At 39.0% G+C, this 14,732-nt stretch carries 12 protein-coding genes; 8 read left to right on the plus strand and 4 right to left on the minus strand.

Translation table 11 applies throughout. The features are described from left to right. Nucleotides 1-91 precede the first annotated feature (91 nt). Nucleotides 92-382, minus strand: coding sequence for a winged helix-turn-helix transcriptional regulator (locus IPK31_16195; GenBank protein MBK8089350.1), 291 nt, complete (start codon nt 380-382; stop codon nt 92-94). A gap of 180 nt (nt 383-562) precedes the next feature. On the opposite strand from IPK31_16195, the gene IPK31_16200 reads away from it, so the two are divergent. The 4 genes from IPK31_16200 to IPK31_16215 all read left to right on the plus strand — a co-directional run bounded on the left by IPK31_16200 (nt 563) and on the right by IPK31_16215 (nt 5,892). Then, a complete protein-coding gene (locus tag IPK31_16200) occupies nt 563-1,435 on the plus strand; it encodes a CPBP family intramembrane metalloprotease (GenBank protein MBK8089351.1) in 873 nt (290 codons plus the stop codon). Nucleotides 1,436-1,656: 221 nt separating this feature from the next. Further along, nucleotides 1,657-4,272, plus strand: a complete 2,616-nt coding sequence (locus IPK31_16205; protein MBK8089352.1) for a glucosidase — start codon at nt 1,657-1,659, stop codon at nt 4,270-4,272. 96 nt (nt 4,273-4,368) lie between these two features. Further along, nucleotides 4,369-5,100: an alpha/beta hydrolase gene (locus tag IPK31_16210; protein MBK8089353.1), complete on the plus strand. Its 732-nt coding sequence runs from the start codon at nt 4,369-4,371 to the stop codon at nt 5,098-5,100. Between the two features lie 21 nt (nt 5,101-5,121). After that, nucleotides 5,122-5,892, plus strand: a complete 771-nt coding sequence (locus IPK31_16215; GenBank protein MBK8089354.1) for a hypothetical protein — start codon at nt 5,122-5,124, stop codon at nt 5,890-5,892. A 75-nt stretch (nt 5,893-5,967) separates the two neighbouring features. On the opposite strand, the gene IPK31_16220 is transcribed toward IPK31_16215, so the two are convergent. The 3 genes from IPK31_16220 to IPK31_16230 form a co-directional block, all read right to left on the minus strand. Continuing rightward, entirely contained in the window at nt 5,968-6,804 is an 837-nt protein-coding gene (locus tag IPK31_16220; protein ID MBK8089355.1) for an SDR family NAD(P)-dependent oxidoreductase, read from the minus strand. A 188-nt stretch (nt 6,805-6,992) separates the two neighbouring features. After that, nucleotides 6,993-7,247, minus strand: a complete 255-nt coding sequence (locus tag IPK31_16225) for a hypothetical protein (GenBank protein MBK8089356.1) — start codon at nt 7,245-7,247, stop codon at nt 6,993-6,995. A gap of 253 nt (nt 7,248-7,500) precedes the next feature. Continuing rightward, nucleotides 7,501-8,532, minus strand: a complete 1,032-nt coding sequence (locus IPK31_16230) for a GntR family transcriptional regulator (protein MBK8089357.1) — start codon at nt 8,530-8,532, stop codon at nt 7,501-7,503. Nucleotides 8,533-8,729: 197 nt separating this feature from the next. On the opposite strand from IPK31_16230, the gene rhaT reads away from it, so the two are divergent. The 4 genes from rhaT to IPK31_16250 all read left to right on the plus strand — a co-directional run bounded on the left by rhaT (nt 8,730) and on the right by IPK31_16250 (nt 14,716). Further along, nucleotides 8,730-9,818, plus strand: coding sequence for an L-rhamnose/proton symporter RhaT (rhaT, locus tag IPK31_16235; protein MBK8089358.1), 1,089 nt, complete (start codon nt 8,730-8,732; stop codon nt 9,816-9,818). A gap of 20 nt (nt 9,819-9,838) precedes the next feature. Continuing rightward, nucleotides 9,839-11,959, plus strand: a complete 2,121-nt coding sequence (locus IPK31_16240; protein MBK8089359.1) for a bifunctional aldolase/short-chain dehydrogenase — start codon at nt 9,839-9,841, stop codon at nt 11,957-11,959. Between the two features lie 103 nt (nt 11,960-12,062). Beyond that, a complete protein-coding gene (locus tag IPK31_16245) occupies nt 12,063-13,337 on the plus strand; it encodes a sugar isomerase (GenBank protein MBK8089360.1) in 1,275 nt (424 codons plus the stop codon). Further along, nucleotides 13,337-14,716 (plus strand): carbohydrate kinase, encoded by a 1,380-nt coding sequence (locus tag IPK31_16250; protein ID MBK8089361.1) that lies wholly within the window; start codon nt 13,337-13,339, stop codon nt 14,714-14,716. Before IPK31_16245 ends, IPK31_16250 begins: the two co-directional genes overlap by 1 nt. The last annotated feature ends 16 nt before the right edge of the window (nt 14,717-14,732 follow it).

Here is a 14,732-nt window from a genome sequence, read left to right on the forward strand (position 1 = left end):
TGCAGATCAATTAAACCTCATCTTATAACAGGAAATAAATAATGCACCCGATTGGGTTTTCAGGGCGGAGCTGAGTTTGTAAGAATTGTACTTATTGCACAGCTGGCTTAACTTTATTCAGTACCATTTGTTTTTCACCCCAGCTCTGCATTTGTTGAATGAAAGGAATTAACTCTTTCCCTGTATCGGAAAGTGTATATTCAACTCTGGGTGGAACTTCCGGGTATGATTTTCTTGAAACAAGGTTATCTGTTTCTAACTCTTTGAGCGTTTGTGTAAGCATTTTTGGTGTAATGCCAATGATGGCTTTTTTTAATTCCCCATAGCGCATCAGTCCATCTCTGAGTACCCACAATATCCGTCCTTTATATTTTCCTCCAATCCGTTGAAACGCATAATCAACGGCACAATATACCTTTTCTTTTTTTTATTCATTTTCTGAAATTTAAACTCCTGATAATCATCATTAGTATAGTTTTAGTACGCAGGATACTAATCAGTACGTACTTGTTACAAAGATATTATTCGGTTTTCTTTGCGAATCATTTTACTCTGATAACTCATGAATGCTTCACTGAAATCCTTTCTACAATTCCCTCTTGTAAAAATAATTGCAGGTATCACTGTTTGTATGGGTGCTGTGATTCTTATTAAGAACTTCATAGCACAGCCAGTATTATACAGTTTACTTGATAACAAAATACTGGCCGATACAATTAAGAACTGTATCTCATTTTCCGTATTGCTGATAAGCTATTATTTATTTTCAAAATATTATGAACGTAAAAAACTGGTTGAACTGTCTGTGCAAAACTTAACCGGGGAAATGTTTGGTGGTTTAACTCTTGGTTTCTTCACCATTACAGTATCCATTTTTATTTTGTATTTGCTTGGCTGCTATCGAATAATCAGTGTATCTACTGCAAATTATTCATTGAAGTTATTTACACTTTTGCTTACAGCTGCTTTAGTGGAGGATTTATTAATACGGGGATTAATCATAAGAGTGCTCGAAAACTGGCTGGGTACGTACATCACATTAATTATTGCCATGCTTTTTGAAACCTGGCATCTGTTCAATCCAAATTCAAGTATCGCCAGTGGTTTTATGGATTTAGTATGGGGGTTTACAATGGCCATTCTTTATGTGTACACAAAAAGAATCTGGCTTCCGTTTTTCTTTCATGTGGGCTGGAACTTTGCTCAACCGTTTTATGGTTCAAACCTCTCAGGCCTGGAAGACATGGGAACCATTATTGAATCGAAATTTAATGGACCCCTGTTATTAACCGGTGGAAAAACAGGAATTGAAGGTTCCATCTTTGCAATAATTCTTTTGTCAATGGTTGGTATTGTGTTTTTTCATCTTTCGAAGAAGGAGGGGAAGTTCGTTAAAAGAAAAACTGACAACAGCCAAAACTCAGGGGTTATTTAAAGCAGCGGTCAAAAAGTGTACCTCACTGGCAGAACAGGCATTTCTGCGGGTTTTTATCAAACACTGTTTGCCTGTCATTCTTTTAATAAAGCAATCAATTTATTTAATTTTTGCAAAAAATGCAGAATCTCTGTTGTTTAATATTTTTTATGCAGCAGAACTGCCGTATTTTTAAGCAGGCTTGCCGTTTTTGTAAATAGATTAAATATTTTGAATGTATAATGCCGGATGAAAAAGAAAGGGGACGGTTAGCCCGTTCAAACAACAATAAAAACTGGAAAAAGTGGGGGCCTTATTTATCCGACCGTCAATGGGGTACCGTTCGGGAAGATTATAGTGCAGAAGGAAATACCTGGAGCTTTATTAATCATGATCTGGCCCGCAGCTATGCATACCGCTGGGGCGAAGAGGGTATTGCGGGATTTTGTGATGCTGATCAGATTTTATGCATGGCTCCTGCTTTCTGGAACGGGAAGGATTCTATTTTAAAAGAACGGCTTTTCGGCCTTACCAATAATGAAGGAAATCATGGAGAGGATGTGAAAGAACTGTATTTCCATCTCGATTCTTCACCCACACATTCTTACTGTAAGTTTTTATACAAGTATCCGCAGGAAGCATTTACTTATATCGAACTGGTGAAGGAAAATAAGAGGGATCGTTTAAGCCCGGAATATGAATTGCCCGATACCGGCATTTTTAAAGACAACCGTTATTTCGATTGTTATATTGAATATGCAAAGGATGAAATCAATGACATTCTCATGAAGATAACGGTGTATAACCGTGGGCCTCAGCCGTCTGCTATTCATGTACTGCCGCATCTCTGGTTCCGTAATTTCTGGAAACATAATCCACGGTTCACAAAACCTGAAATTATTTCGCTTAACAATGAATGCCTGCAAACAAATTCTGCACGCAATGGCAGTTTCTTTTTTTATCATGAAGGTGGTGAACAGTTGTTCTGCGATAATGAAACCAATAATCAACGGATGTACAGCAGGTCGAACGATTCAGCTTTTGTAAAAGACGGTATCAATAATTATGTTGTTAATAAAGAACAAACGGTTAACCTGAAAAAGCAGGGCACCAAGTCGGCTGTTTGGTTAAAGCAAACAATTGAGGCCGGATCATCTGCAGTATTTAAAGTGAGGTTGAGTAAAAATCAATTAGCTGATCCATGGACAGGCTTTGATGCGATCTTCAGCAAGCGTCAGTTGGAGAATGATAAATATTATGAAGAGCTTACTCCAAAGAAATTATCAGCTCCACATAAAACTCTTCTACGCAGTTCACTGAGTGGTTTGCTTTGGACAAAACAATTTTATTATCTCGATGTATTTAAATGGCTGTTTGGTGAACCAGGTGAAACAGCTCCTCACCGTAACTATCAGCGGAATTATGACTGGCAGCATCTTACCTGCCGCAATATTATTTCCATGCCTGATAAATGGGAGTATCCTTGGTTTGCAGCCTGGGATCTTGCTTTTCATGCCGCAAGTTTTGTACATGTTGATCCTGATTTTGCCAAGCAGCAATTATTAGTTGTGTTGAGAGAATACTATATGCATCCCAACGGACAGATTCCTGCTTATGAATGGAATTTCAGTGATGTAAATCCTCCGGTGCATGCATGGGGAGTTTGGTATGTGTTTGAAGCCGATAAGAAAAAAACAGGCGTTGCTGACTGGGATTTTTTAGAAAGAGCTTTCCAGAAATTACTCATGAATTTTACCTGGTGGGTGAATCAAAAAGATTCAAACGGTACAGATATTTTTGAAGGCGGCTTTCTTGGCTTGGATAATATTGGTGTGTTTGACAGGAATCATATGCCACCGGGCATTAAAAAATTACAGCAGGCCGATGCTACCAGCTGGATGGCGATGTATGCAATTAATATGTTACGCATGTCGCTTGAATTAGCAGAGCATAATATTGCGTATGAAGAATCAGCTGCAAAATTCTTCCGGCATTTTCTGAATATTGGATGGGCCATGCATCATATCGGGAAGAAAGATATTTCACTGTGGGATGAGAAGGATTCATTTTATTATGATGCCATTCAGTTTGAAAATGGAAGCAGTGAACGTTTGAGGATCCGTTCCATTGTTGGCATCATTCCATTGCTGGCTGTAGAAATTATGCACAAGGATATTTTTGAAAAACTGCGGCAGTTTAATACAAGGTTACAGGTCATCCGATTAACAAGGCCCGACTTAACAAGAATCATTTCAGATATTGAACAAAAGAATAAGGAGGGTAATTATTTATTTGCCATCATGATTGGAGACCGGTTGGAACATCTCTTAAAACGGTTGTTAGATGAAGCTGAATTTTTATCTGACTATGGCATCCGCTCTTTATCAAAAATTCATCAGGAGAAACCTTATGTATTCGGTTACCAGGGTCATAATTATTCTATTCAGTATGAACCGGGTGAAAGTTCCAGCTCCATGTTTGGCGGTAACTCCAACTGGCGTGGACCAATTTGGTTTCCGTTAAATTATTTAATCATTCATTCACTCAGAAAGTATTACCAGTATTATGGCAATTCGTATACCTATGAATTTCCTGCCGGATCAGGTGTTAAGATGAACCTGAAACAAATTGCCAACCAGTTGACCAAACGTTTATTAAAAATATTTGAGCGGAATGATACAGGTGCTTTTCAGTATCACGACAGTAAACAGCCTGAGTGGGCAGACAAACATTTTAAAGAACATCATCTCTTCTATGAATTTTTTCATGGCGATACAGGGCAGGGACTTGGTGCTTCTCACCAAACAGGATGGACAGCATTAATTGCCAATTTATTACTGGAGATGGATGAGGAGTAGATTTTCTTTTGGAATTGATCCGGTTGTTGCATAACAACTGTTCCTGAATAAAAACGAAAGAGTAATCCAAATCCAAATTGAAATACATTTACTCTCATGAAGAAGAAATGGACCGTAAAAAGAATTCTTAAAACAATTTGGATTACTGCCGGATTGTTTTTTATAGTATTGCAGTTTTATTCTTTTCAGGCAAAGGGTGTCGATAATGAGTTATTGAAATCAAGCAATACAACCAAGGTTGAGCAAAGCAGCGGCTTTTATTTATTTACTCCGGTTCAACCGTTTAAAGATGTGTTTATTTTTTATCCCGGTGCAATGGTTGATCCAAAAGCCTATGTTCCTCTTTGCCGAAAAATAGCAGACAATGGTATACAGGTGTACCTGGTAAAAATGCCCTGGCGGCTTGCATCAAAAGGTTATAACAAACCAAAGGATTTAAAGCTGTTTGCCGATACAACGAAAACTTATATTTTGTCGGGACATTCGCAGGGAGCAAAAATGGCTGCACAGTTTGTATATGAAAACCCGTCATTAATTGACAAATTAATACTGATAGCAACTACGCACCCGAGGGATGTTTCACTTGTTGATAGCAAAATGCCCATGCTGAAAATCTATGGCTCTAAAGATGGAGTTGCCGATGAAGAAACCATTATAAAAAACAAACCGAAGCTGCCAGAAACAGCAAAGTTCGTACGTATTGAAGGAGCCAATCATTCGCAGTTTGGTTATTACGGATCTCAATTAGGTGATCATCCAGCAACCATCAGCAGGGAAGAGCAACTGGCAGAAACAGTAAGAATAATTACAGAGTTCATAAAACAGTAAACTGCTTATAAATTTTATCAAATGGACAACCCCAATCCCAACAGCGATTTAGTTATCTCCTATCTGCAAACCAGGAAGGCCATCGGCTGGCTCGGAATGCTCCTGCCTTTTCTGTTACTGATCGGCAATTTCATTATTAACAAAATGGACATTCTCAATAATTCATTCTTTGTATTAACGAAAGGGTTGCCACCTTATATTAATCAGGGTTCTTATAAATTTTCAGTAAGTCATTACTATTACAGTACGGTTGGTGAACTATTTACCAGTGTGTTATGTGCAGTTGCCTTATTTATGTTCAGCTACAATGGTCATCCTTTACGTAAAGGAGAAAAAGGATTGTCTGATAAAACAACCACCACACTTGCCGGGATATTTGCATTAGGGATTGTTATTTTTCCAACAGGTTCAAATATCGTTATTAAAGATAATCTCAGAACTTTCGCAAGCACAATGAATGTGGGCTACATTCATTTTGGTATGGCAACTTTATTTTTTCTTTCATTAGCCATTATGTCGATGGTTAATTTCAGAAGAACGGGCGACAGGGTTTCGTTTGGTAAAAAAGAAAATCATAAGCTGTTTCTTGTTTGCGGAATTATTATGATTGCATGTCTTGTATTGATTACGGTGTACAGTGTATGGCTGCAGAATAAAATCAGCTGGCTTGATGCTAGTCATCCTGTGTTTTGTTTTGAAGCCATTGCCCTCATTGCTTTTGGTATTTCATGGCTGGTAAAAGGACAGACTGATTTTAAATATATTCCACGCAAACTGAATTTGGTAAAATAGGTTGCTGTCAATCTTAAATAAAAAGAACTCTCCCTCTTTCAAGAAAAAGGGAGCGTTTCTTATTTGAATAATAAATTATGCTTTTGGAAAGTCAGCTCCTTCAGTAACAGAAGCCCATGCTTCAAAATCATGTTTCAGTTCTTCGATTTTTATGCGTGCGCCTTTGAGTGCTGCTGCTCCTAATAATAAACGCAGCGGAGGATTTTCTGTTTCTGTTACCTGTATCATTGCAAGTGCTGCTTTTACAGGATCGCCGGCCTGGTTGCCGCTGTAGCCACGTATATCGCCGGCATTTTTTCCGGCAGTAGTTGCATAGTCATCAATTTTAATACTGGTATCTTTTGCTGAACGTCCTGCCCAGTCAGTACGGAAACCACTCGGAGCAATGATCGTTACTTTAATACCTAATGGTGCAACTTCTTTCGATAAGGCTTCACTCAACCCATCAACGGCATATTTAGTGGCGTTGTAAAATCCTATGCCGGGAAAAGAACGAAGCCCGCCAATAGAAGTAATATTCAGGATATGACCTGCTTTACGTTTGCGCATATGCGGCAGTACTTCCTGTGTCATATGTGCAAGGCCAAAGAAATTAATTTCAAACATGCGGCGTATTTCAGCTTCCTCGCTTTCTTCTATTGCAGCGAAATAACCAATGCCGGCATTATTAACAAGTACATCAATCTGTCCGAATTGATCAATGGTTGTCTGTACCGCTGATTTGATCTGTTCAGGCACAGTAACATCCAGCCTTACTGCAATTGCAGTTGAGGGATAGCCTTCAATAATATCCTGTACATCATTTGTGTTTCTTGCTGCAACTGCTGCCCTGTAACCTTTTGCCAGTACTTCTTTTGCCAGTGCTCTTCCAAAACCTGTAGAACATCCTGTAATTAGCCAAACTTTACTCATTCGTTGTTTATTTAGATTTTATGTTTGCAAATTGATGCGGCTGTTTGTTAATAACAGTTGAGATGCAAAATTAGTTGACTGAGAATAGAAACATCATCTGCTTTTAGTCATTTGAGTAACATTGATGAAAAGTACCAGCTGGTTTTTCCTTTGTTTCTTCTGTTTGCTGTAAGAGAAGAATGAAAGGCTTATACTCCTTTCATTAATTCCTGAATGGAAATTGCTCCCAGGTAAGGCTCTAAAAGCCCGGTGCTGTCAAACATTCTGAACTCCAGTACTGCCATGTCTTCATAATTGCAATAGGTTTCTACATAATAGTTTTCAAGCTGAAACAGGAAAATGATGCAATGCTGTAAACGTCTTTTCGCAACGAGGATGCCCATGTGAAGAACTACTGATGTCTTTTCTTTGTCATTCAATACAATAAAATCAGAAAGCTTCATAGTACTAATTTTAAAAGTGTTAACGAATAAATACTTACTAAAAATAGAGGCCTGAATCAATAACTGATGATCTTATACAGATCCGGACGATAACAATAAAATTTAACTGGCAAGACAGAGACTTATCTGCAACCGGCAACTGGGAGAGGCAATATCAGGAAGACTGTTGTGTGCCGGTATACATCAATGAGACATTGTAAATATATTGAATTTACAATGTGATGTAAATGTTTTTTATAAAAAGTTTTGCTGCTTATAAAGAATTCCGGAGCGTAAGCGAAAACGGCACTTCAACAAGCTTCCGTTCATTTTGCAGAACCATTTGTGCTGCCAGTACACCCATCTTTTTAAAGTCAGTGGAAATGGTGGTGATGCCATCAATTAAAAAGCGTTTCCAGGGAGTTTCGTTATAAGAAATGATGCCGATATGTTTTCCCACTTTTAATTTGGTAGCCTGTATCTTATCAAGCAATACCAGCAGGTCGTCTTCCATCATATTCACAAATACATCGCCATCCACAATTTCTTCTTCTTCCACATTATGTACAATTTTGTACTGGAAGGCATATTCAATACAGAAGTGTTCAAATCCTTTTAATATTTCATTCGGAAAATAGGTATAGGAAGGAAAAACCAGTTTCAGTGTATGGTAATTGCTGAGTTTGGGAAGGGCTTCTTTCAGGGCTTCAAAAATATCTTTTTCAAAATTTTCATATACAGCGCCATGACCGGTACTGATTCCCGGAATGAGTTTGTCTAATAAGATCAGTTCCCCTTCTTTGATTTCATTGATTACTTCAAAAGCTTTTTCACCGCCTTCGAGGAAATGGGGAATAATAACGTTATGCGTATAACCTTCTCTTCTGTTTTGAACCAGTTTTCTGAACAGCCCGAAATCATTGTTGTAAATATAAAAGTCAATGGCTGCCTGGTCGCCAAGTGTTTCAACAAAAGAATCATACATAATCTTTTTATGCAGGCTCAGTTTATTGAACAGAAGAAATACCCTGATGGATTGCTTCACATCTATTTTGGAAATGAAGTATCCTTTTCCCGGAACAGAACCAACCACACCCAGCAGTTTCAGCTGCCGGTAGGCTTTTTCTGCTGTATCCCTTGAAATGTCAAGTTCATAACTAAGGTCATTAATTGAAGGGAGCTGGTAATCCTTGCCAATATTACCCTGTTCAATTCCCTTTAAAATGGAGTTGATCAGCTGCACATATTTTGGAGTGATGGACTGTTCATCAATCAGAATATGCCTGTATATATTGTCAGTAGACATGAAGCCGGAACGTTTTGTCAGTAATTACAGAATCCGGTTATTTGCCGGGGTTATTTAAGGGCAAAAGGTAAGTATAAAATCGAAAAGGTTCAATCCCGCTTGTAAATCAAAAAAGAAACATGATGGTACATGACAGTAATCGGAAAGGGAGACGGTAATTTTATCCCATTCATCTTTGCTATATAAAAAATTAACGAATGCAGGTTCTATTAGGCGTTATCTTTCATTTCATTGGCGGTTTTGCTTCAGGAAGTTTCTATATTCCATACAAGAAAGTCAAGGGCTGGCATTGGGAAAGCTACTGGATTGTTGGTGGTTTGTTTTCCTGGTTGATTGTGCCCCCCGTTGCAGCATATCTTACAATTCCCGGTTTTGCTGATATTATCAGAGGTTCTGCCAGTTCGGCTCTTGGACTCACTTACATGTTTGGTGTGCTCTGGGGAATTGGCGGTTTAACTTATGGGTTGGGAGTGCGTTATCTCGGTGTATCGCTTGGCAGCAGTATTATCCTTGGATTATGTATGGTTTTTGGAGCTCTTATTCCTGCCATTTATTATGATTTCAATCCGGTTGAGGGAAAAGATACGTTCAGCGCAATGATTGGCTCCACCTGGGGCTTAACCATTTTAGCCGGTTTACTGGTTTGTATTATAGGTATCATCATCAGCGGCAGGGCCGGTATGCTGAAAGAAAAACAGATCAGTACGACTGTAACTGATCCGCATGGTGCAGAAGTGAAAACTGAATACAAGTTTGCACTGGGTATGTTTGTTTCCATTGTATCGGGTGTATTGAGTGCATGTTTTAACTTTGGACTGGAAGCCGGTCAGTCAATGGCAACTGTAGCAAATGAAGCGTGGAAAGCGGCTAATCCCGGTGAAGGTGAATTCCTATACCGCAACAATGTTATTTATATTGTTTTGCTCTGGGGAGGGTTAACCACTAATTTTATCTGGTGTGTTATTCTCAATGCCCGGAACAAAACATTCGGCGATTATACCAATCAGAAAACACCGTTGCTGAAAAACTACTTGTTTTCAGCATTGGCAGGTACAACCTGGTTTTTGCAGTTCTTCTTTTATGGTATGGGCGAAAGTAAATTAGGAAATGGACCAAGTTCATGGATACTCCATATGGCCTTTATTATTCTCGTTGCCAATATGTGGGGTCTTGTATTGAAAGAATGGAAAGGCGTGAGCAAAAAAACAATAACAACCGTAACAGCGGGAATTATCATTATTATTCTATCCGTATTACTGGTAGGGTATGGTAACAGTCTGCATTAATAAACATAAAAGAATCAGTTATGTCAGTAGAAACAAAAAATTATAAACACGTAAGCTATTTGTGGGATGATGCGAAAGCAGCAAGCTTAGCAGGTGATGAAGTTGCCTTACTGGTTTACCGTTCTAATTTATTAGGCGCCGATCTGCGCTTAACCAACTATGGCGGAGGTAATACTTCCTGTAAAGCAATGGCCAAAGATCCGTTAACAGGAAAAGAAGTGGAAGTAATGTGGGTGAAGGGCAGCGGTGGCGATCTCGGCACCATGAAAAGAAATGGATTAGCTGCATTGTATGTTGACCGTTTACGCAGTTTAAAAAATATTTATCGTGGGCTGGAACATGAAGATGAAATGGTTGAACTCTTCAATCATTGCATTTATGATCTTTCATCAAAGGCTCCGTCCATTGATACGCCATTACATGGTTTTCTTCCCTTTAAACATATTGATCATTTGCATCCCGATGCAGCCATTGCCATTGCAGCAGCAAAGGATGGTGAAAAGATCACCAAGGAATTATTCAACGGAACGATAGGTTGGGTAAAATGGCAGAAGCCCGGTTTTGAACTGGGGCTGATGTTAAAACAATGCCTTGATGAAAATCCAGGTATCCGTGGCATCATGCTCGGCTCACATGGTTTATTTACCTGGGGCGATACTGCATACGAATCTTATATCAACACACTGGAAGTTATTGAGCGTTGTGCTGAATACCTGCAGGATAATATTAAAAAACAGGCATCTGTATTTGGTGGTGAAAAATTAGCTTCTCTACCGGAAGCAGATCGTAAAAAACAGGCTGCTTCATTAGCTCCTGTGTTAAGAGGTTTCTGTTCATCAGAGAACAGAATGATCGGTCACTTTACAGATGATGCAAGAGTACTGGAATACATCAACTCCAATGACCTGGATCGGTTGGCTCCTATGGGAACAAGTTGCCCTGATCATTTCTTACGTACCAAAATTTCTCCGCTGGTATTAAATCTTACAGCAGCTGAAGATTTAAGTGATGTTAAAAAGATCAAAGAAAAAATTGCTCCTTTATTTGAAGCATACCGTAAAATGTATGCTGACTATTATAATGGCTGTAAGCATGCAAACAGTCCTGCTATGCGTGATCCTAACCCGGTTGTGATTCTGTATCCCGGTGTTGGTATGTTCACCTTTGCAAAGGATAAACAAACTGCAAGGGTAGCAGCTGAATTTTATATCAATGCCATTAATGTAATGAAGGGTGCAGAAGCCATTTCTGAATACACTTCATTACTACGCCAGGAAGCATTTAATATTGAATACTGGTTACTGGAAGAAGCAAAACTGCAGCGTATGCCGAAACCTAAATCCTTAAGCGGAAAGGTTGCATTGATCACCGGCAGCGGTGGCGGCATTGGAAAAGCTATTGCAAGAAAATTTGCTGAAGAAGGTGCCTGTGTAATTTTAAACGATATGAATGCAGATCGTTTAGCAGAAGCGAAAGATGAATTTGTAAAACAGTTTGGAAAAGATATTGTAGCTGCTGATATACTGGATGTAACAAGCGATGCTACCATTCAGCAAACACTGGCAACAGCAGCACTGGCTTTTGGAGGTGTAGATATTGTGGTGAACAATGCAGGATTGTCTATTTCCAAATCTATCGAAGATCATTCAGAAAAAGATTGGGATTTATTATATGATGTATTAGTGAAGGGCCAGTTCCTGGTTACTCAAAAAGCAGTTGAAGTAATGCGTAAGCAGGGTACTGGTGGAGATATTCTTAACATCGTCAGCAAGAATGCATTGGTAAGCGGCCCGAACAATGCCGGTTATGGTTCAGCAAAAGCTGCACAATTACATTTGAGCAGATTGAATGCAGCTGAATTGGGAAAAGATAAGATTCGTGTGAATGTGGTGAATCCTGATGCAGTGATTTCAGGCAGTAATATCTGGAGCGGTGGCTGGGCCGAAGGAAGGGCAAAAGCTTATGGTATCAGCATTGAAGAATTGCCGGCCTATTATGCAGGCAGAACTTTGCTGAATGAAATTATTTTGCCGGAAGATATTGCGAATGCATGTTTTGCCTTTGCAGGTGGTTTATTAGGTAAATCAACCGGAAATGTATTGAATGTAGATGGCGGTGTAGCAACTGCGTGTGTAAGATAATTAAACAGTTTTCTCATAGTCCTTTCGTTTACAAACGGGTTGTTAGTTCCCTTTCGGCCCCCTTTTCTAAATTGACTAACTTAGATATTATAAAATTGAGTGTATGTTCATAGAAAAAAACAAGATCGCTGAATTCAATGGATTGCATGCAGCTGATCACAAACGGAAATTTGATTTCATTGCTTCAGAAATAAAAGATGTTGAAGAGGTTTTACAGAAACTGATTGACTTCCAGGTAGCAATTCCAAGCTGGGCACTGGGCACAGGTGGTACAAGATTCGGACGTTTTGCAGGAGCAGGTGAGCCGGGCAGTTTAGAACAGAAATTAGAAGATGTTGGATTGCTCCATGCTTTGAACCAGTCAAGTGGCGCTATCTCCCTGCATATTCCATGGGATATTCCTGATAACTATGCTTCTATTAAAGCAATGGCTGCACAACTGGGTTTAAAGTTTGATGCAGTGAACTCCAATACATTTCAGGATCAGAAAGACCAGGAACTGAGTTATAAGTTTGGTTCGTTACAGCATGTAAATAAAGCTGTACGTAAGCAGGCTATTGAACATAATGTTGAAGTAATTAAACATGGCGTTGAACTTGGATCAAAAGCCTTAACAGTTTGGTTAAGCGATGGAAGCTGCTTCCCGGGCCAGTTGAATTTCAGAAAAGCATTTCAGAATACATTAGAGAGCCTGCAGGAAATTTATGCAGCTTTACCTGCTGACTGGAAAGTGTTTGTTGAATACAAAGCATTTGAACCAAACTTCTACTCAATGACAGTAGGAGATTGGGGACAGTCTTTATTATACGCTAATAAATTAGGACCGAAAGCATATACATTAGTTGATCTTGGTCATCATTTGCCGAATGCAAATATTGAACAGATTGTTTCTCTTCTTTTGATGGAAGGTAAACTTGCCGGTTTCCATTTTAACGACAGTAAATATGGTGATGATGATTTGACATGCGGAAGCATCAAACCATACCAGTTGTTTTTAATTTTCAATGAATTGGTTGAAGGAATGGATGCAAGAGGAATGGATCATGCAACTGATCTTGGCTGGATGATTGATGCAAGTCATAATGTAAAAGATCCACTGGAAGATTTATTACAATCAGTTGAAGCCATTATGATTTCTTATGCACAGGCATTAACGGTTGACCGTAAAAAATTAAATGCGGCCCAGGATGCAAATGATGTGGTGGCAGCACAGGAAATTTTACAGCATACTTTCCGCACTGATTTAAGGGCGCTTGTTGCAGAAGCAAGATTAAGAAGCGGCGCTGCATTATATCCTTTACAATATTTCCGTGAACAGAAATTAAGGGATCAGTTAATAAAAGAAAGAGGCAGCAAAACTGTAGCAACAGGATTATAATGAACGGAGAGGCCGTCATAGCAATTTTTGATATTGGCAAAACCAATAAAAAGCTTTTACTGTTTGATGAGCATTATAAAGTAGTCTTTGAAAAAAGTCAGCAGTTCAGTGAAACAACAGATGAAGATGGTTTTCCCTGCGAGGATGTTTCAGCACTTACACTATGGATTAAAGATTCTTTTGAGGCGATAACAAAAGATGAACGCTTTCATATTAAAGCCGTTAACTTTTCCGGCTATGGAGCAAGTTTTGTTTATCTCGATAAAGATTTGAAGGTCATTCCGCCTTTATATAATTATCTCAAACCCTATTCGCCTCAATTACAGAAACAGTTTTATGATACCTACGGAGGAGAAAGCAAAGTGTCGAAGGATACAGCATCACCTGTTTTAGGTAATCTTAATTCAGGCATGCAGTTGTACCGCCTGAAGTATGAAAAGCCTGAAGTGTTTGCTGCAATTAAATATGCACTTCATCTTCCGCAGTACCTGAGTTTCATTCTTTCAGGAAAGGTAAATACAGATATTACCAGCGTTGGTTGTCATACCAATCTCTGGAATTTCCAGGGTAAAAAATATCATCAATGGGTAAAGAAGGAGGGGATAGCTGAAAAATTGCCACCCATTGTTCCCTGCGACTCCATTGCAGGTTATATCAATAAAAAAATTCCTGTTGGGATTGGTTTGCACGACAGTTCTTCTGCATTGATTCCTTATCTCACTTCTCTTCATGAACCATTTATCCTGCTTTCAACAGGTACATGGTGTATTACATTAAACCCGTTTAATCATTCACAGCTCAGTGATTATGAATTACATCATGATTGTTTGAGTTATCTATCTTTCCAGGCAAAGTCTATTAAGGCTTCCCGTTTGTTTGCAGGGTATGAACATGAACAGCAAACGAAACGGCTGGCAGCACATTTTAGTGTTGCGGTTGATCATTACAAACAGGTTGAGTGCGATGTGAAACTGATGAAACGTCCGGATGAGTTAAAAGATTATTTAAAAAAAGTGAATAATGATGTGATGCTTCAGCAATCTGTTTTTGAAGGCAGGGATCTGCGCTCTTTTAAAAGTTATGAGCAGGCATACCATCAGCTGATTGCTGATATTATTGTTCAGCAATATTACAGCACCAGCCTGGTCCTGAAAGGGACTACCGTGAAAAGGATATTTGTTGATGGGGGCTTCAGTAAGAACCCGATCTTTATGTACATGCTGGCAGATCTCTTTCCTGAAGTTGAAATCTTTGCAGCATCAGTTGCACAGGCTTCCTCATTGGGTGCAGCATTGGTGATGCATGAACACTGGAACAGCAAACCATTACCATCTGATATTATTGAATTGAAATATTATTCAGGATTACAGCATATCTGAGTTCGCATAGATTTCA

The organism is Chitinophagaceae bacterium, assembly GCA_016713085.1.
Taxonomy (GTDB): domain Bacteria; phylum Bacteroidota; class Bacteroidia; order Chitinophagales; family Chitinophagaceae; genus Lacibacter.

Coding starts and splice junctions, on each gene's coding strand:
- IPK31_16200 (MBK8089351.1), top strand. CDS start 563: ATGAATGCTTCACTGAAATCCTTTCTACAATTCCCTCTTGTAAAAATA.
- IPK31_16205 (MBK8089352.1), top strand. CDS start 1,657: ATGCCGGATGAAAAAGAAAGGGGACGGTTAGCCCGTTCAAACAACAAT.
- IPK31_16210 (MBK8089353.1), top strand. CDS start 4,369: ATGAAGAAGAAATGGACCGTAAAAAGAATTCTTAAAACAATTTGGATT.
- IPK31_16215 (MBK8089354.1), top strand. CDS start 5,122: ATGGACAACCCCAATCCCAACAGCGATTTAGTTATCTCCTATCTGCAA.
- IPK31_16220 (MBK8089355.1), bottom strand. CDS start 6,804: ATGAGTAAAGTTTGGCTAATTACAGGATGTTCTACAGGTTTTGGAAGA.
- IPK31_16225 (MBK8089356.1), bottom strand. CDS start 7,247: ATGAAGCTTTCTGATTTTATTGTATTGAATGACAAAGAAAAGACATCA.
- IPK31_16230 (MBK8089357.1), bottom strand. CDS start 8,532: ATGTCTACTGACAATATATACAGGCATATTCTGATTGATGAACAGTCC.
- rhaT (MBK8089358.1), top strand. CDS start 8,730: ATGCAGGTTCTATTAGGCGTTATCTTTCATTTCATTGGCGGTTTTGCT.
- IPK31_16240 (MBK8089359.1), top strand. CDS start 9,839: ATGTCAGTAGAAACAAAAAATTATAAACACGTAAGCTATTTGTGGGAT.
- IPK31_16245 (MBK8089360.1), top strand. CDS start 12,063: ATGTTCATAGAAAAAAACAAGATCGCTGAATTCAATGGATTGCATGCA.
- IPK31_16250 (MBK8089361.1), top strand. CDS start 13,337: ATGAACGGAGAGGCCGTCATAGCAATTTTTGATATTGGCAAAACCAAT.